At 44.7% G+C, this 17,468-nt stretch carries 16 protein-coding genes, 1 pseudogene and 1 riboswitch; of the genes and pseudogenes, 10 read left to right on the forward strand and 7 right to left on the reverse strand.

Annotated features, from left to right (window positions below; all coding sequences use genetic code 11):
- Positions 1 to 9 precede the first annotated feature (9 nt).
- The gene (locus tag AZ46_RS11860) at positions 10 to 273 is read right to left on the reverse strand and encodes a YtzC family protein (protein ID WP_029278879.1); all 264 of its coding nucleotides are present in this window, start codon (positions 271 to 273) and stop codon (positions 10 to 12) included.
- A gap of 189 nt (positions 274 to 462) precedes the next feature.
- Between AZ46_RS11860 and mnmL the strand changes: the two genes are divergently transcribed.
- Both mnmL and mnmM read left to right on the forward strand, forming a co-directional pair.
- Positions 463 to 1,428: a tRNA modification radical SAM protein MnmL/YtqA gene (mnmL, locus tag AZ46_RS11865; RefSeq protein ID WP_029278877.1), complete on the forward strand. Its 966-nt coding sequence runs from the start codon at positions 463 to 465 to the stop codon at positions 1,426 to 1,428.
- Complete coding sequence (gene mnmM / locus AZ46_RS11870) at positions 1,425 to 2,003, forward strand: tRNA 5-(aminomethyl)-2-thiouridylate-methyltransferase MnmM (RefSeq protein ID WP_029278875.1); 579 nt, start codon at positions 1,425 to 1,427, stop codon at positions 2,001 to 2,003. Before mnmL ends, mnmM begins: the two co-directional genes overlap by 4 nt.
- A 59-nt stretch (positions 2,004 to 2,062) precedes the next feature.
- Here the strand turns inward: mnmM and AZ46_RS11875 are convergent, their stop codons facing one another.
- Both AZ46_RS11875 and AZ46_RS11880 read right to left on the reverse strand, forming a co-directional pair.
- Positions 2,063 to 3,109 carry a tetraprenyl-beta-curcumene synthase family protein gene (locus AZ46_RS11875; RefSeq protein ID WP_029278873.1) on the reverse strand — a complete coding sequence of 349 codons (1,047 nt, stop codon included), beginning with the start codon at positions 3,107 to 3,109 and terminating at the stop codon, positions 2,063 to 2,065.
- Between the two features lie 46 nt (positions 3,110 to 3,155).
- Positions 3,156 to 3,950 carry an alpha/beta hydrolase gene (locus AZ46_RS11880; RefSeq protein ID WP_029278870.1) on the reverse strand — a complete coding sequence of 265 codons (795 nt, stop codon included), beginning with the start codon at positions 3,948 to 3,950 and terminating at the stop codon, positions 3,156 to 3,158.
- A gap of 107 nt (positions 3,951 to 4,057) precedes the next feature.
- Here AZ46_RS11880 and AZ46_RS11885 point away from each other — a divergent pair, with 107 nt between their 5' ends.
- The 3 genes from AZ46_RS11885 (at position 4,058) to AZ46_RS11895 (ending at position 6,554) form a co-directional block, all read left to right on the forward strand.
- Positions 4,058 to 4,579 (forward strand): gamma carbonic anhydrase, encoded by a 522-nt coding sequence (locus tag AZ46_RS11885; RefSeq protein ID WP_029278868.1) that lies wholly within the window; start codon positions 4,058 to 4,060, stop codon positions 4,577 to 4,579.
- Between the two features lie 218 nt (positions 4,580 to 4,797).
- Entirely contained in the window at positions 4,798 to 5,364 is a 567-nt protein-coding gene (locus tag AZ46_RS11890) for a phosphatase PAP2 family protein (RefSeq protein ID WP_051865459.1), read from the forward strand.
- 47 nt (positions 5,365 to 5,411) lie between these two features.
- Positions 5,412 to 6,554, forward strand: coding sequence for a glycosyltransferase family 4 protein (locus tag AZ46_RS11895; protein ID WP_029278865.1), 1,143 nt, complete (start codon positions 5,412 to 5,414; stop codon positions 6,552 to 6,554).
- A gap of 83 nt (positions 6,555 to 6,637) precedes the next feature.
- Here AZ46_RS11895 and asnB read toward each other — a convergent pair.
- Both asnB and metK read right to left on the reverse strand, forming a co-directional pair.
- Positions 6,638 to 8,521, reverse strand: a pseudogene (gene asnB, locus AZ46_RS11900) (asparagine synthase (glutamine-hydrolyzing)).
- Positions 8,522 to 9,224: 703 nt separating this feature from the next.
- Positions 9,225 to 10,427: a methionine adenosyltransferase gene (gene metK, locus AZ46_RS11905; RefSeq protein ID WP_029278863.1), complete on the reverse strand. Its 1,203-nt coding sequence runs from the start codon at positions 10,425 to 10,427 to the stop codon at positions 9,225 to 9,227.
- A 185-nt stretch (positions 10,428 to 10,612) separates the two neighbouring features.
- Positions 10,613 to 10,763: riboswitch (SAM riboswitch) on the reverse strand.
- Between the two features lie 305 nt (positions 10,764 to 11,068).
- Here metK and pckA point away from each other — a divergent pair.
- The 5 genes from pckA to AZ46_RS11930 all read left to right on the forward strand — a co-directional run bounded on the left by pckA (position 11,069) and on the right by AZ46_RS11930 (position 16,335).
- A complete protein-coding gene (pckA, locus tag AZ46_RS11910) occupies positions 11,069 to 12,658 on the forward strand; it encodes a phosphoenolpyruvate carboxykinase (ATP) (protein WP_029278861.1) in 1,590 nt (529 codons plus the stop codon).
- A 355-nt stretch (positions 12,659 to 13,013) separates the two neighbouring features.
- Complete coding sequence (locus AZ46_RS11915; protein ID WP_081870193.1) at positions 13,014 to 14,201, forward strand: dicarboxylate/amino acid:cation symporter; 1,188 nt, start codon at positions 13,014 to 13,016, stop codon at positions 14,199 to 14,201.
- Positions 14,202 to 14,485: 284 nt separating this feature from the next.
- The gene (locus AZ46_RS11920) at positions 14,486 to 14,770 is read left to right on the forward strand and encodes a CD3324 family protein (RefSeq protein WP_029278859.1); all 285 of its coding nucleotides are present in this window, start codon (positions 14,486 to 14,488) and stop codon (positions 14,768 to 14,770) included.
- Between the two features lie 125 nt (positions 14,771 to 14,895).
- Complete coding sequence (locus tag AZ46_RS11925) at positions 14,896 to 15,540, forward strand: FusB/FusC family EF-G-binding protein (protein ID WP_029278857.1); 645 nt, start codon at positions 14,896 to 14,898, stop codon at positions 15,538 to 15,540.
- A 12-nt stretch (positions 15,541 to 15,552) separates the two neighbouring features.
- Entirely contained in the window at positions 15,553 to 16,335 is a 783-nt protein-coding gene (locus AZ46_RS11930) for an arylamine N-acetyltransferase family protein (RefSeq protein ID WP_029278855.1), read from the forward strand.
- Between the two features lie 44 nt (positions 16,336 to 16,379).
- On the opposite strand, the gene AZ46_RS11935 is transcribed toward AZ46_RS11930, so the two are convergent.
- Together AZ46_RS11935 and AZ46_RS11940 are read right to left on the reverse strand one after the other, a co-directional pair.
- Positions 16,380 to 16,622 (reverse strand): DUF2584 domain-containing protein, encoded by a 243-nt coding sequence (locus tag AZ46_RS11935; RefSeq protein WP_029278853.1) that lies wholly within the window; start codon positions 16,620 to 16,622, stop codon positions 16,380 to 16,382.
- Positions 16,623 to 16,675: 53 nt separating this feature from the next.
- Positions 16,676 to 17,458 carry an alpha/beta hydrolase family protein gene (locus tag AZ46_RS11940; protein WP_029278851.1) on the reverse strand — a complete coding sequence of 261 codons (783 nt, stop codon included), beginning with the start codon at positions 17,456 to 17,458 and terminating at the stop codon, positions 16,676 to 16,678.
- Between the last annotated feature and the right edge of the window lie 10 nt (positions 17,459 to 17,468).

Genomic DNA, 17,468 nt, shown 5'->3' on the forward strand with positions numbered 1-17,468 from the left:
TTCATCCTCCTAGTGATCAAGCAGAATCATTTCATTTTGAAGCTGCTGAAGCTGGATGCGCATTCTGTACAGCTGTTCTTTTTGCTGATCGTTTGCGCTCAGAGACAATGCATTGCACTCATTTACTGCATCTTCAAGCATTTGCTGCGCTTTAGAGTATTCTGTATCGTTGTAATGCTCCTGCTTTCGGCCTTCTGTATACTGGCTTTGGGCGAAATCATACGTATTTGAGCAATTATCGAGACATTCAGTAACAGATTGTCTTGTTGCCATGGCTGCAGACCTCCTATTGTAAAATGAAGCATTGTGCTCCATTACTCATATTGTTTGCCTAGAGCCTGTTCCTTTTACTGAAAAACAATTGGTAAATCCGGCTGTGCATGTTTGTCATAAGAGTCTGCCCCGTGATAAAATGCTCTGATGGCTTGTTGAAAATTTTTTTACAAAAAGGAGGTTTTTCCGCTGAAAGAGAAAAACCCTTTTCTATATGCAGCAGACGATAAAAGGTATCATACGTGGAATTACCACTTGCGGAATCATTTTGGACATAAGGTGTTTAAAGTGGCTCTGGACGGGGGTTTTGACTGTCCGAACAGAGACGGGACAGCAGCTTTTGGAGGGTGTACGTTCTGCAGTGCAGCAGGTTCTGGCGATTTTGCCGGAAACCGCAAAGAGGATCTTGTTACGCAATTTCATGAAATAAAAGATAAAATGCACGAAAAGTGGAAAGACGGAAAGTATATGGCTTATTTTCAGGCATTTACAAATACGCATGCTCCTGTTGAGGTTTTGAGAGAAAAGTTCGAATCTGTTCTTGCTCTTGACGGTGTTGTCGGCCTCTCTATCGCTACACGCCCTGACTGTCTTCCTGATGATGTGGTTGACTATCTGGCAGAATTAAATCAACGCACGTATCTTTGGGTTGAGCTCGGACTTCAGACCGTTCATGAACGAACGGCCCTTCTTATTAACCGGGCGCATGATTTTGCCTGCTACGCTGAAGGTGTTGAAAAGCTGCGCAAGCATAACATAAGAGTCTGTACACACATTATTAACGGCTTGCCGCTTGAGACGAATGAAATGATGATGGAAACAGCCCGTGCCGCAGCAAACCTTGATGTGCAGGGGATTAAAATCCACCTTCTGCATTTGCTGAAAGGCACGCCTATGGTCAAGCAGTATGAAAAAGGGAAGCTTGAATTCCTTACAAAAGAGGATTATGTGTCATTAGTATGTGACCAGCTTGAAATTCTTCCCCCGGAAATGATTGTGCACCGCATAACAGGCGACGGGCCGATTGACCTGATGATCGGGCCGATGTGGAGTGTAAACAAATGGGATGTGCTGAATTCAATCGATGCAGAATTAAAAAGAAGAGAGAGCTACCAAGGGAAATTTTATAAGACAGAAAAGGCAGGACAATTATGACACTCGAACGGGTTCTCACATTTGCAAAAACACTTTTATCCAAAGCCGCAGCAGAAGGCGACATCGCCGTTGACGCTACAATAGGCAATGGGCATGATACAGTTTTCCTCGCAGAGCTTGTTGGAGAATCAGGTCACGTGTACGGCTTTGACATACAGGAAGAAGCAGTCCGCGCCACTTCAGAACGGATTTTACAGGCAGGATACGCTGACAGGGTGACTCTTTTTAAAGAGAGTCACGAAAACCTGGCTGATTTTATCCCTGAAAAATGGCATGGAAAAGCGGCCGGAGCCATATTCAACCTCGGATATCTTCCAGGTGGCGACAAATCGATTGTGACTAGACCGGATTCCACACTGAAGGCTGTTGAGCAGCTGCTTTCCGTCCTGAAAAAAGGCGGAATCATGATTCTTGTCATTTACCATGGCCACGAAGAAGGAAAAGCAGAAAGAGATGCCGTTTTGGACTTTGTGCAAAAGATTCCTCAAAAAGAGGCACATGTCCTTAAATATCAGTTCATGAATCAGAAAAACGACGCTCCTTTTATTGTGGCAATTGAGAAGATGAAGGCATAATCGTGCTGAAAACAGAAAACGGGCCTTGAAACCAGTTGGGTTTCAGGCCCGTTTTTTCATTACGAACTTCTTGCTGACAGCTTTTGAAATGCCCTGTAAGCTCTTCCGTTCCAGTAGAAAAACGATGATGTTTTTCCGCCAAGCTTGATCAGCTGCCTGGCAAGTCTGCCGAGATCTTTTCTGGCTGTAACTTTTTCATCTGAGAGATACACGCCAAGAAGTCCCCGGTGAATCAGTTTATGAAAGTTTTCGTGGGGAATGCCGTTCAAATTGGTTTCTGCCTGAACGACGAAGTGCTGGAGACGGCCCATCATTTCCCGTTCGTCTGAGTAATAATTGCAGAAATTCAGGTCGCCGCCGATTCTGTCTTCTTCCTGGTCAATCAGGTAATCGAGAAGGATATGCAGTCCCTGAACATAGGGGAAGTAGCTGTTTCTGATGCGGGCAGCTTCTGACTTGCTGAAGTCTTTTCTGAAGGCATAGGAGACAAGGCAAAAGATGCCCAATGTAGAGCCTGCACACGCAGAAAATTCATACCACTGCATGTCAGGAAGCTCCTGCCTGTATGTTTCAAACCAAGTTTCAAGCCTTGGTATGCGCTCGTTCACTGTTACGTGCTTATGTACCTGCAGGTCGCAATAGTAGCGGGCAAGTTCAATCAGATAATCCGCAATGAATGGATAGTTATCTAAACCTGACAAAATTCGCTGGCACGTTTTCACGAGCTCATGCAAATATCCGCCGTCATCCTGGTCGGTCCTGTATGCATAGTAATTTTTAAGAGGGGCGCCGACTGTAAGAGCGTCAGTCATCGATTCATGAAGCAACGCAAAGTCTTCCGGATTAAGAGACGTGCTTCTGTCGCAAAGGTTATCGAGATAATCGCTGATTGTCTGATAGGCGACAATAAACTCCACGCAGTCGTGCCTGCAGTCTCCTGACAGGAGCCCGTAGATGCCGCCTCCTTCACAATGAAAGGTCTTCGTGCTGATGCTTGCAAGGGCCTGGGTTCTAAGCTCAGTATTCGGGATCTGTTCCGCTTTTTCTTTCCACGTGTTCAGATGGAAATGAACAGACGGAAAGATGTCTTTATAAATTTTTGCCATAAGCAAAAGCGGGTGCTCAGGAATTGCCTTCAAGAAAATCACCTCTTTATGTTCCTCGCTCTAAATGCGCGCTGACAAACGCCTCAGCGTACTTAAATACTTGATCTCTCTCTGGTTCGTTAAATATTTCATGATAAAAGCCGTCCCATTCCTTATATGCCTTTTCTCTGAGCGGGGCGCGGTTAAACCAGGTTCTGACCAAGGAGTGATCCACTACCTTGTCATCTCCGCCCTGCATAACTAAAAGCGGCAGGTCAGGGAATTGCTTCACTTTCGCATGGGCCTGTTCCATTGCCTTGATGAGTTCACGATACCACCTTATAGATACTTTTGTCACATAAAGAGTATCATTTTCATCCGCATCTCTGACTTCCTTATTTCTCGTGGCCAGACTGACGGAAAGACCCGAATTCACCTTTAAAGAAGGCGCCAGGATATTTAAAGGTTTTGAAATAAGTTCCAGTGCTTTATTGGGCTTAAAAATAAGTCCAAGGCATGGAGATGAAAGGATCACACCATTAATGTGCTGATGTTCTTCCTGCAAAGCCCTGATGACGATAAGCCCTCCCATGCTGTGTCCAAGCAGAAACAGCGGAAGGCCAAGCTTTCTCGCTTCTTTTACCCAGATGTTAAACTCTGCAATGTATTCGTCAAAAGATTTTATATGCCCTCTGTTTCTTGTCGAAGTCCCCTGCCCCGGCAAGTCGCCCATAATCACATGATACCCTGCACATTTCCACATTTGGACAAGCCACCTGTATCGTCCATGATGCTCTGCAGCTCCATGAACAATGACAATGACGCCTTTCGGATTCTCATCTTCACATTCCCATTTCCACATAAACTCATTTCACACCTTTCTAAAAGGTTTTTCACGCCTGCTTTAACCCGGTCGTTCTTTGGTATAATATGTTTGCCTAATTATATAACAAAAGGAGTTTGATCCGCATGATTTATCCCTATAAAGACACATATCCGGATATAGCAGATTCTGCTTTTATTGCAGATACAGCAACCGTTTCAGGTGACGTAGTCATCGGCCGGGAATCAAGCATCTGGTTTGGAACAGTCATCAGGGGAGATGTGTCTCCTGTCAGAATCGGTGACAGAGTAAATGTTCAGGATCTCAGCTGTCTCCATCAAAGCCCGAACGCCCCGCTTGTATTGGAAGATGGCGTAACCGTTGGCCATTGTGTGATTCTGCACAGTTCCATCATCCGTAAACATGCGTTAATCGGGATGGGATCCATTATCCTCGACGGAGCTGAAATTGGAGAAGGCGCCTTTATCGGTGCAGGAAGCCTCGTTCCCCAGGGCAAGAAGATTCCGCCAAATACCCTTGCATTCGGCAGGCCCGCTAAAGTCGTCAGAGAATTAACAGACGAGGACCGCCTGGATATGAAGCGCATCCGCAGGGAGTACGCTGAAAAAGGACAGCTTTATAAAGCGGTGCAGGAAAACCGGGAATAACCCATGCCGTTTTTACATATTAGTTAACACCTGCAAAAAAGGGGTCTATTCGGCTGGGCTGATGACCGCGGAATGGCTCTTGACTGCTGTTCCGCGGTTTTTTTATGGATAAAAAGAATGTAAATTTCTTACTTGAAATCTTTACATCCCATTATTATTCTCTAAATATTTCGCCATTAAAATGGAGGTAAACAGTGTTGTAAAGGAGCATCGGATAGATGACTAAATTAATTGCAAACATGTACGATTTTGAATGCAGATTGTTCCGCAGTGTAAACCGTCATTTTGACCGGAAGTTCATGAATTGCTTTTTCCGGAATATCACCCATACCGGCGGAGCAGCCTTTACCATCTCGCTGTGCCTTCTTCTCCTTTTCATCACATCAGGCCAGCTGCGCCTTGCAGCGGCAGCAAGTGCAGCGGCATTATTGCTCAGCCACCTGCCCGTTTCCTATGTCAAAAAGCGCTACCCGAGAAAACGTCCTTATCTTGCGCTGCTTGAGACAAAGGTGCCGGCGAACCCGCTTGAGGATCATTCGTTTCCATCCGGCCATACAACAGCCATCTTTTCCGTCATCATACCCTTTTTATTCCTCTTTCCTCAAGCTGCCGTTATACTGCTTCCTCTAGGGTTCAGTGTAGGAATTTCGAGGATGTATCTCGGACTTCACTACCCCTCAGATGTCCTGGCAGGATGCATTCTTGGCACGACTGCCGGTATAACCTGCTATCTTTTCATTCAGAAATACTTTGGAGGGGCATCCTTTTTCCAGCTTCCATTGTAACGTGAAAGAGAACATTGCTGCTGCTGCAGACTCATGGAGGGGTAAAGATGAAAATTGCGATATTCACAGACACATTTGCACCTGATGTAAATGGCGTTGCGAGAACGTTAAAGCGTCTTACCGATTATTTAGAAGAAAAGGGCCACGAATACAAAGTTTTTGCGCCGGAAAGCACGAAGGAATCACTTTTTTCCAGCCATATACACAGATTTGCGAGCTCATCCTTTTTTCTGTATCCGGAATGCAGACTTGCATGGCCCAACATGCTGCAAGTAAAATCAGAACTCATGAAATTCAAACCCGACATCATCCATGTAGCCACTCCTTTTAACATTGGTCTATGCGGACTGCATTATGCCAAAAAATTAAATATCCCCTTAGTCGGTTCATACCATACAGATTTTGACCAGTATTTAGAATTTTACGATCTGCAGATTTTCTCGAAGCTATTATGGAAATATATGCTTTGGTTTCACCGCCCTCTCCAGAAAGTTTTTGTGCCCTCGGAAGAAACGAAACTTCAGGTGCTGCATCAGGGATTTGAGAATGTCCGCATCTGGTCGCGAGGCGTAGATTGTCAGCTTTTTCACCCTAACTACCTTCGGAGGGAAATCATTCAGGAATATCAGATAAAAGAAAAGTTTATTTTGACTTATGTAGGAAGGCTCGCCCCTGAAAAAGATGTGGAGACTTTTATGAAAATCTCCCATCAGCTCCCGCCTCAATTAAAAAACAAGGTTCACTTTCTTGTCGTCGGTGACGGGCCGTCAAAAGAAGAAATGATGAACGGGGCACCTGGCAATATGACCTTTGCAGGCTATGCAAGCGGCGAAAAGCTCGCTAAGATTTACTCAGGCTCAGATCTTTTTGTTTTCCCCTCACCAACCGAAACATTCGGAAACGTTGTGCTGGAAGCACTTGCTGCTGGGACTCCAGTAATCGGAGCAAACTCGGGCGGAGTGAAGAACATCATCCAGCATGGAAAAACAGGCTATCTTTGCGAAACCGGCTCCGTTTCAAGTTTTACCGGAGCCATTGAAACACTTCTCACTAATGATGCTCTGCGTTACCAGATGGGCATGAGCTCCCGTGCATATGCGCTGACACAGACGTGGGATTCTATTTTTGAAGGACTTCTCAATGAGTACAATGAAGTGCTTCATCAGCAGTCCTATATCCGGTACGCTTAATAAAAGGGAGACCGCCATCATGCGTTCTCCCTTTCCTGTGCTGTAATTTTCATTTTATTGCTTATTTCATTCTCCTGCATCATTCAGGAATGGACAAGCTCAAGAGGACTGAAAGTGTAAACATTTTCGATGAAAACCTGATGCCAGAGAATAAACGTCAATACTGTCCAAATTTTTCTGCTGTAATCTCCTTCGCCCCTTCTGTGCTTTTCAAGCATCCCAAGAGCAAGAGTCTTATCCAGCAGGTAATCCGTCCCGTTTTCCGTGAGGAGCGACCTTGCCCACTCATACATTTCATCTTTCAGCCAATCCCTGATCGGGACTGGAAAACCAAGTTTCCGTCTGTGCAGGACATGCGGCGGAACCAAATCACGGACAGCCTTCCGAAGCAGATACTTGGTTTCACTATTTTTCACTTTCCATTCATGCGGAATCTGCGCAGCAGCTCTGAAAACTTCTTTATCTAAAAAGGGAACCCTCAATTCAAGAGAATGTGCCATTGTCATTTTATCCGCCTTCACAAGGATGTCCCCTTTCAGCCAAGTCATAAGATCGATGTACTGCATCCTTGATATACTGTCAAGCTGACGAACTTCATCGAACAGGCATTTAGTAATTCCGGTTGGCTTTTCATACTGTTCCATATTTGTCAGCATCATCTTTTTCTCTGATGATGAAAAAATGTTTGCATTCCCTATGTACCTTTCTTCAAGGAGCGTTGTGCCTCTTTCGATAAAGCTCTTTCCTTTCATTCCTTCCGGGAACATGACCGACAGCTGTTTTAGCGCTTTCCTGATGGGATTAGGCAAATAGGTAAACAGGGACAGATCTCCAGGCTCTTTATAAATGTTATATCCCGCAAAAAGTTCATCTGCTCCCTCACCTGACAGAACAACAGTCACCTGTTTTCTGGCTTCTCTGGCAACAAAATAGAGCGGAATAGAAGCGGGATCTGCAACAGGATCATCCATATGCCAGATAATTTTCGGAAGCTCTCTCATAAATTCCTCATGGTCCACATAATAGGAAGCGTTCTCTACTCCAATAGCAGCGGCCGTTTCTTTGGCCACGTCAATTTCACTGTAACCGGACTGACTAAATCCGACAGAAAATGTTTTCAGCCCGGGATGATACCTGCTCGCAATGGAAGCAATAATACTGGAATCTACCCCTCCGGACAAGAAAGAACCAACCGGAACATCACTTCTCATATGAAGGTTCACAGAGTCGATGAGCGCCTCCTGAATGTTCCTGATCATTTTTTTCTCATCAGCCTGCGCTTTTGGTTCAAGCATCGGCTTCCAGTAGCGTTCAATCTTAAGGGGCTGTCCAATAGCCTTTGAAAAAACAGATCCGGGCGGCACTTTTTGAATATGCTCCTGTATGGTGCGGGGATCTGGAACATACTGAAATGAAAGATAATGCTGCAGTGATTGGACGTCAATTACAGGGTCTGTACAATATTCTTTTATACTTTTCATCTCTGAAGCAAATAGAACCGTATGTCCATTTTCAATATAGTAGAGCGGTTTAATACCAAAATGATCTCTTGCTCCAAAGAGGTGCCTATTTAACCTGTCTCAAATTAAAAAGGAAAACATCCCTCTCAAATAATCAACGACTTCCGCTCCGTACAAGTGATACAGCGCGACAATCACTTCTGTATCTGTTTCCGTTTTTAATGAAACTCCTCTAGAAAGCAAGTGTTTTCTGAGCTCCATATAATTATAGATCTCTCCATTAAACACAATATGATAGCGGCCGTTTTGATAAGACATGGGCTGATGGCCGCCCTGGACGTCAATAATGCTGAGCCTTCTGAATGAAAGAATCACGTGCTCATCCTCAAACATCCCGCTGTCATCCGGACCCCTGTGCTTTATCATCCTGCCCGCATTTTTTATAAGCTCCCTGTACTCCGTTTTCTTTGTTTGACTGTAATAAATAACACCTGCAAAACCGCACATTTTTTTCCCTCCAGCTTCTTGTCTGCCTATGAAACGACAGAACCTGCCGGAAAGTTGCATATTTTTACAAAAAGACGGATTTTTTAATTGACTAAAAACCATTAGGAGCTTCTTAACCATCTGGCGTGCACGAGTTGTTCCGTTTAGTGCCCTTCAGCTTCTTCTCCACCATCTGAAGGGCACGATCCTTCCGCTTTTGTTACCTTCAGCTTCTTCTCCACCAACTGAAGGGCACGATCCATTCGCTTTTGTTACCTTCAGCTTCTTCTCCACAAACTGAAGGGCACGATCCTTCCGCTTTTGTTACCTTCAGCTCCATCTCCACCAAATGAAGGGCATGATCCATCTGCTTTTGTGACCTTCAGCTTCTTCTCAACCGACTGAAGGGCACAATTCATCCGCTTTTGTGACCTTCAGCTTCTTCTCAACCGACTGAAGGGCACAATTCATCCGCTTTTGTGCCCTTCAGCTCCTTCTCCACCATCTAAAGGGCACAATCCATCCTCTTTTCTGACCTTCAGCTCCTTCTCCACCATCTAAAGGGCACAATCCATCCTCTTTTCTGACCTTCAGCTCCTTCTCCACCGACTGAAGGGACAATTTTCCGCATTTTTTAAAGTTTAAAATTCAATAAGACACTTTCTCTCCACAAAACAAAAAAAGATGAAACCCGCCCTAAGGCAGATTCCATCTTCTATCGATTTTATCGGTTTAACGCTTGCTCTTTAAGTACTTCAGCTTTGTCCGTTCTTTCCCATGGAAGGTCAAGATCGTTGCGGCCGAAGTGACCGTAAGCAGCCGTTTGTTTGTAGATTGGACGGCGAAGGTTCAGCATGTTGATGATGCCTGCTGGACGAAGGTCGAAGTTCTCGCGGACAACGTCTACCAGCACATCTTCTTTTACTTTACCTGTTTCAAATGTGTCAATTGCAATAGAAACCGGCTGTGCAACACCGATTGCGTATGCAAGCTGAACTTCACACTTGTCAGCAAGACCTGCAGCTACAATGTTTTTGGCAACGTAGCGAGCTGCATATGCTGCTGAGCGGTCAACTTTTGTAGGATCTTTACCGGAGAATGCGCCGCCGCCGTGACGAGCATAGCCTCCGTAAGTGTCAACGATGATTTTGCGGCCAGTCAGACCAGCATCGCCTTGAGGTCCGCCGATAACGAAGCGTCCAGTCGGGTTGATGAAATATTTTGTATCTGCATCGATTAATTCCTTTGGAACAACCGGGTTAATGACATGCTCTTTTACATTGCGCTGAATTTGCTCAAGTGAGATCTCAGGGTGATGCTGAGTTGAAATAACAATTGTGTCAATTCGCACAGGCTTGTCATTTTCATCGTATTCAACCGTTACCTGAGTTTTTCCATCCGGACGAAGGTAAGGAAGAATGTCTTCTTTACGCACTTCAGTCAGGCGGCGGGAAAGCTTGTGAGCCAGTGAAATTGGAAGAGGCATAAGCTCTTTAGTTTCATTGTTCGCATATCCGAACATAAGACCCTGGTCACCTGCACCAATTGCATCGATTTGCTCGTCAGTCATTTTTCCTTCGCGAGCTTCAAGCGCCTGGTCAACACCCATGGCGATGTCAGCTGACTGCTCGTCGATGGAAGTAAGTACTGCACAAGTTTCAGCATCGAAACCGTATTTTGCACGAGTGTAGCCAATTTCCTTAACTGTTTCACGGACAATTTTAGGAATGTCTACATAAGTAGAAGTGGTGATTTCACCGGCAACAAGCACAAGACCTGTTGTTACAGATGTTTCGCACGCTACACGGGCATTTGCATCTTTTTCAAGAATTGCATCGAGAATCGAATCAGAGATCTGGTCGCAGATTTTATCAGGATGACCTTCAGTTACTGACTCTGAAGTAAACAGACGACGTTGTTTAGTCATTAAAGTTTTCCTCCTCAAAAGGTAGATGATACGGAACTCATTCCCTTTCATATTTTGACCATTCGGCAAAATATTTCAGTTGGCATGTTTTAGGAGAATCCACGAGTACATTCAGGCAAAATATCTAAAAAATAAAAAATCCTTTCCCGCGAGGAAAGGTTATTTACTGAATTCGCAGCCTTTCGCTCTTATCGATCAAGGGCTTTCGCCTTGCATCAGGTTAGCACCTTTGCTTTTCAAATTCACTCAGGGCATTCTGATCTGAAATGAATTTTTCCGGTAAAGCAGGTTGCTGGGTTTCACAGGGCCTGTCCCTCCACCAGCTCGGGATAAGAGAATCCGTTCAAGGTCATATGATAGCGCACTTATAATGCAGGTGTCAACAAAAAATGACAAGGTTTTTATGTTCCTTTTTTTTACTCTCCCATCTTCTTTTCCACAAAAAGTTGCGTACGAAACACTTCTATTATATATGTATCATTTTCATGGAAAACAAAGCTGAATTTGTTCCATTTTGTGATTTTGCACGTAGAATAAGTTAAATAGTATAGACTATTTATTTTAATGTGTTATACTAATTAACAAGAGCAGGATGAAACTATAGATAAAAATCCGAAATATAGGTAAAGGATGGGTATGGGATGAATTCAATCGAAATCACAAACGAGCTTGAAGTATTACTTAATGGGGAAAATGCATTTCATAACTTATCGGTTCCAGTTCTTGTTGAAAAGGTTCTGGAGCGAAAAGAAGGCGTTTTAACATCAACGGGAGCCGTACGTGCAACTACAGGCACATATACAGGCCGCTCACCTAAGGATAAATTCATTGTAAACGAAAAATCCACAGAAGACAAAATTGAATGGGGTACTGTGAATCAGCCTTTCTCAGAAGCAGCATTTGAAAAGCTATACTTAAAAGTCCTTTCATACTTAAAAGACCGCAATGAACTATTTGTTTTCAAAGGATTCGCCGGCGCTGATACGAAATACCGCCTTCCGATTCAGGTTGTAAACGAGTTTGCATGGCACAACTTGTTTGCCCAGCAGCTTTTTATCCAGCCTGGAAGTCCAGATGAACTTGTTCAGCATACAAATCCATTTACAATCGTTTCTGCACCGAATTTCAAAGCAGATCCTGCTGTTGACGGCACAAATTCCGAAACATTCATTATTGTCTCTTTCGAAAAAAGAACGATTTTAATCGGCGGTACGGAATATGCAGGCGAAATGAAGAAATCCATTTTTTCTGTTATGAACTACCTTCTGCCTGAGAGCGGCATTCTGCCGATGCACTGCTCGGCTAACGTCGGCCAGGAAGGAGATGTCGCCCTTTTCTTCGGACTTTCAGGAACAGGAAAGACAACGCTTTCTGCTGACCCGAAACGAAAACTGATCGGCGATGACGAGCACGGCTGGTCAAATGCGGGTGTTTTTAATATCGAGGGAGGCTGTTATGCCAAGTGCATCAACCTCACAAGAGAAAAAGAACCGCAAATCTTTGATGCGATCCGATTTGGATCTGTTTTGGAAAATGTGGTCCTAGATGACGATACAAGAGCGGCCGATTATGATGATACATTCTTCACTGAAAATACAAGAGCAGCTTACCCGCTTGAAGCAATGGACAATATTGTGATGCCGAGCATTGCCGGACATCCTCATACAATCGTCTTTTTGACAGCTGATGCATTCGGAGTTCTGCCTCCAATCAGCAAACTGACGAAAGAACAGGCAATGTACCATTTCCTTAGCGGCTATACAAGCAAGCTTGCCGGAACAGAGCGCGGCATTACATCACCGCAGGCTACGTTCTCAACATGCTTTGGCTCGCCATTCCTTCCGCTTCCGGCTACCGTTTATGCGGAAATGCTCGGACGCAAAATCGATGAGCACGGTGCCAATGTGTTCCTTGTCAACACTGGATGGACCGGCGGAGAGTACGGTACAGGGCAGCGTATGAAGCTTAAATATACGCGTGCAATGGTACAGTCTGCCCTTGAAGGAGAGCTTGACAGCGTTGAGACAGTAACTGATGCAAACTTCGGTCTGCAAATTCCTATTCATGTACCTGGCGTGCCTGATGAAGTGCTCCAGCCTGTGAAGACATGGGACAGCTCGGAAGCCTACAACGCAAAGGCGCAGGAGCTTGCTGGACAATTCAAACAAAACTTCAAAAAGTTCAAGAACGTTTCGGCTGATATTGAAACGCTTGGCGGACCTACAGTCTAAGAACAAAAGCGCAAGCGCCTTGGTCAGATCCGATAGGCAGATAAGAATCCGGCGGAAAAGTCCGGTTTTGACTTTTTTGACGGATTTGTTCTGACAGAGGATCTAGGCGCTGGAGCTGGACGATGATAACTTTGTTATGTTATCCACAGCCTTTTATTCTTTATAATTTCCTGGTTAACAATAAAAAATCTGTGCCCTCTTCTGCGGCACAGATTTTTTTTGTTTCTTCTCCTTCATTTCCATATATTAATAAAATAAAATTCTCTTTTTTTATACAAATTTCAGTCCGCCTGTGCTAAAGTAGTTTCTATAACTCATGTACAAATGTATCTTTCAGGAGGACACATCAATGAAAATCAAGCTCGGATTATTGCCGAAAATTGTACTGGCCATCGCATTAGGTGTCGCGGTCGGAAGCATTTCTCCCGAATGGCTGGTAAAAGGCTTCGCTACTTTTAACGGGATTTTCGGAAACTTTATTAATTTTGCCATCCCATTTATCATCATTGGCTTTATTGCTCCAGGTATTGGACAGCTCGGAAAAGGCGCAGGAAAACTGCTCGGGATGACAACAGGTTTTGCCTATCTGTCTACCATTTTTGCAGGTATCCTTGCTTTTGCGGCAGCATCCTTTATCCTGCCTTCCTTTATCTCAGAAAATAAACTGGTTCAAACAGATAACCCTGAAGAGTTCCTTCAGAAACCATTTTTTGAAATCGGCATGCCGCCTGTGATGGAAGTCATGAGCGCCCTTCTTTTCGCGTTTATCATCGGAATTGGCCTTGCATCGATTAAAGGAAACACACTGCAGCATGCATTTGAAGATTTCCAGAAGATCGTGGAAAAATTGATTAAAACGGTCATCATTCCGCTTCTTCCGTTTCACATTTTCGGAATCTTTGCCAACATGACATTTGGAGGACAGGTTCAGTCCATTCTGTCTGTTTTTGCAAAAGTCTTTATCCTGATTATTACCCTGCATCTCACAATGCTTCTTCTGCAATACAGCACGAGCGGATTGCTGACGAAAAACAATCCTTTCAAACTTTTAAAAATCATGTCGCCAGCTTATTTTACAGCGCTTGGAACACAGTCATCTGCAGCGACTATTCCTGTCACGCTTGGTCAGGTAAAGAAAACAGGCGTTCAGGCTAAAGTTGCCGATTTCAGCGTTCCGCTCCTTGCAACAGTTCACCTTTCAGGCAGCACAATTACTCTTGTCTGCTGTGCGATGGGCGTTATGATGATGAACGGCACAGTCCCGACTGCCGGAATGATGATTCCGTTTATCCTTATGCTCGGGATCACTATGGTCGCAGCACCGGGTGTACCTGGCGGAGCGGTCATGGCAGCGATCGGCCTTCTGAAGACGATGCTCGGCTTTGATCCGACGATGGTATCCCTCATGATTGCTCTGTATCTTGCTCAGGACAGCCTGGGAACAGCAACAAATGTGACTGGTGACGGTGCACTTACAATGCTTGTAAACAAGTTCAGCACAAAGAAAGCACAAAAAATAAATGAATCGAAAATAGCTGTATAAAAGAAAAACGTTTGGCCGCATTTGCAGCCAAACGTTTTTTCTTTTTCCCCTCAGGTTACGTATGATAGTATTGTATAAAAAAGGCAGTTAAGGAGGTGATCACTTTGGCAGACTTATTCCATTTGCCGGATACTGCAGCAACTCATGCAAAGCCCAGTATTAAAAAGGCGATCCTTTGCATGGGGCAAATCACGAGTAAGGCAATCCGTGCCTAACATTCCGCATCGCCATTAATGCCAGGCTTTGCCCTTATTTCTCTATTAAAAAATAAGGAGCTGGCAGAAATGAAATATGTTAACGCAAATGAGGTTCTTCCTGACAGACTGATTACTGAAATTCAGCAATATATCCAGGGAGAGTCTATCTATATACCGCGGCCTGAATCCAGCCGCCAAAAATGGGGAAGCTGTTCCGGCAGCAGAAAATGGATTGATGATAGAAATGACAGCATCCGTACATCCTTCCGCAGCGGCAGCACCATACAGGAGCTTGCACAGGAATATTTCCTTTCCTCAGAGACTATAAAAAAAATTGTCTATAAACGAACAGCGGCAGCGGATGATCAATAAGATCATCCCTCTTTTTATGCCGAGTTTCCTTCTATTTGTTTCATCCATTTAAAAAACGGATGAAACTTGCATATAATAAAAGAAAGCCGGTTCAGCCGGCTGTTTAGAAGCGGAGTGAATTAAAAATGGAACCATTTATCCGAAGCGACCAGTACAACCATATAAAGGCACAGGCACAGATTCTTGTGAACGGGCACAGCACGGCTAATGACCGCCATGTCTTAGACGCACTAAAATCACTTGCGGCAGAAAGGGCTACAGCTGTATTCGAAGAACTTTCTCCTGAGCAGAGAGACCTTATTTCCCCTGTTTCAGATGTTAAAGACACGATGGATGCCGATGCATATCTTGCCAAACTGCGTCCATATACGATTCCGTTCAGGCCGTTAACGGAGCAGTCTGTCAAAAAACTTTTCCCGAAAGCAAAAAAATTAAAGCTTCCCTCTTTTGCGCAAGAGCTGGAACTAAACGAAGTATCCTATATCGGCTGGCACGACAAAGGTACGGGAAAATACTTTATGATAGCGGAATCAGGAGAAAAATGGACCGGACTCAGCGGCACCTTCAGCAGCACCTACCAGAAAGGCGTCTGTACAATCTGCGGCAAATTCTCAGAAACTGGACTTTTTACAGTAGAGCTGAAAGGGTCAGAGCAGGGAACGTACGTTAAAAAGGGAAACTATATTTGCAAAGATTCCAAAACATGCAATGAGAATCTGACTTCAGTGGACAAACTGCATGACTTTCTTGATTGGATGAAAACCATTTAAAGGAGAGATTCCATGGAGCTTAATCAGGCGTTCAGAAACAGACTGGGTTTACCCGCCGGCAGCACCATTTCATTTGAACAGCTTGAGGACCTGCTTGAGCGGACGGCCTCAGCTTTTCCTTTCGAAAATTTTCGTGTGCTGACCGGACAGACAAAGCCAGTCAATAAAGAAAACCTGACAGAAAAAATGCTGGTTGGGAATGAAGGAGGACTCTGTTATGAACTCAATCCCCTCCTCTATTATTTTCTTCTGGAAAACAATTTGAACGTAAAATTGGTCAGGGGCATGGTCTATGACCACCATAACAACTGCTTCAGCCGGACAGGAAGAACACATGCCGCCATCTTTCTTGACTATCATAGCGAGCAGTATCTGATTGACACAGGATTTGGAGGAAATCTTCCGTTGAAACCTGTCCCTCTGAACGGAGAGGTCATCAGCTCCCGCAACGGGGAGTTCCGCGCGGCTGAGGTTTCGGAGTTTCCAGGAGAATATCTGCTTGAGATGAAGCTTTCAGGCAAAGATACAGATTGGAAAAAAGGATATGTATTTGACCCAAGAGAAATGAAGGAGTCAGAATTAGATGAAATGCAGGATGTTATCTGTCACTCAGAATTCTCCCCTTTTAACAAAAATCCCTTGGCCGTAAAAATAACAGACAGCGGCACGGTCACACTGACCGGCACTTCAATCACCCGGACGGAAAACGGCCGCGCTGAAAAGACAGCGATACAGCCGGAAGAGTTTGCTCATTTGGCGAAAACCCTTTTTCAGCTGAATTATAAAAGCTGCTGATGTGCTCAGCAGCTTTTTTGTATGCAGACTTCATTTCAGATGCTTTAATTCGTCGACTTCAGCGCAATCAGCTGATAAGTCAGGATGGTTTTTGAGTCGGCAAGTTCAAGTTTTTTAATCAGAGCCTGTCCGCTGACATCGCCGTCTTTTGTTTTTCTGACCTCAACAGGTATTTCCAGCGGATAAATGCGATATCCCTCTTTTTCAAGCGAAAAAAGATTCTCTTCCAGCCTGCTCTCTCTTCCTTTGGTCACGATCATTGTGTTCAGCTCTAAAGGCATGCCCATCCTCATCACTCCTCTTCATAGATAGCCTTATTTTATCATAACCGTTCCCGGTTTTACTGTTTTTTCATCCATGCTGTAAGGTCCTTCACGACTTTTCTGTTTACAGCCGGTGGAAAATAGTGCGTATACTCCTCAAAGTACATCGTTTCTGCTTTTATTCCGAGTTCCAAAAGCCTGTTCTCCAATAAATGAGCATGCTGCACGGACACATTCTGATCATGCATCCCGTGGATGATTAAGATTGGCGCATGCCAGTCCTCAAGTTCGTAAAGAGGCGTTCTCCAGTGGTACCGTTCCGGATATTTGGACGGAGTCCCTCCTATCACCCGCTTCATCATTCTCCTCATGTCTTCTCTTTCTTCATAGGTCAGCGTCATATCCGATACCCCGCCCCATGTCACAACCGATTTCACATCCCGGTCAAGCAGTCCTGCAAACAGCGCCATGACGCCGCCTCTGGAAAAACCGAACACGTGAATCCGTTCGTTTATCACTTTTGAATGATTTTTCAGCAGCGTTAAAGCATGCAGGGCATCATATCTGTCTTCTCCTGCGAAATCTTCATTCCCTTCTCCTCCCTGATTCCCCCTGTAGAAAGGAGCCATGACGACAAACCCTTCAGATGCAAACTGCACGATCCGCCCGGGTCTGACTTTGCCGACATTCTTAATGCCGCCGCGCAAATACAGAAAACCGTCATATACTCCCTCTTGCACAGGTTCTGCGAGCAGTCCCTTCACCTTCAGGCCTTCAGACAAATAGGTGACGATTTCCAGTCTGACAGCGGGATTGGGAGACGGCATCACCTGGCGTTCAACAATAGATCCGTTTTCCATCTTCCCTTCA

It is taken from the genome of Metabacillus indicus LMG 22858 (assembly GCF_000708755.2).
Taxonomy (GTDB): Bacteria; Bacillota; Bacilli; order Bacillales; family Bacillaceae; genus Bacillus_P; species Bacillus_P indicus.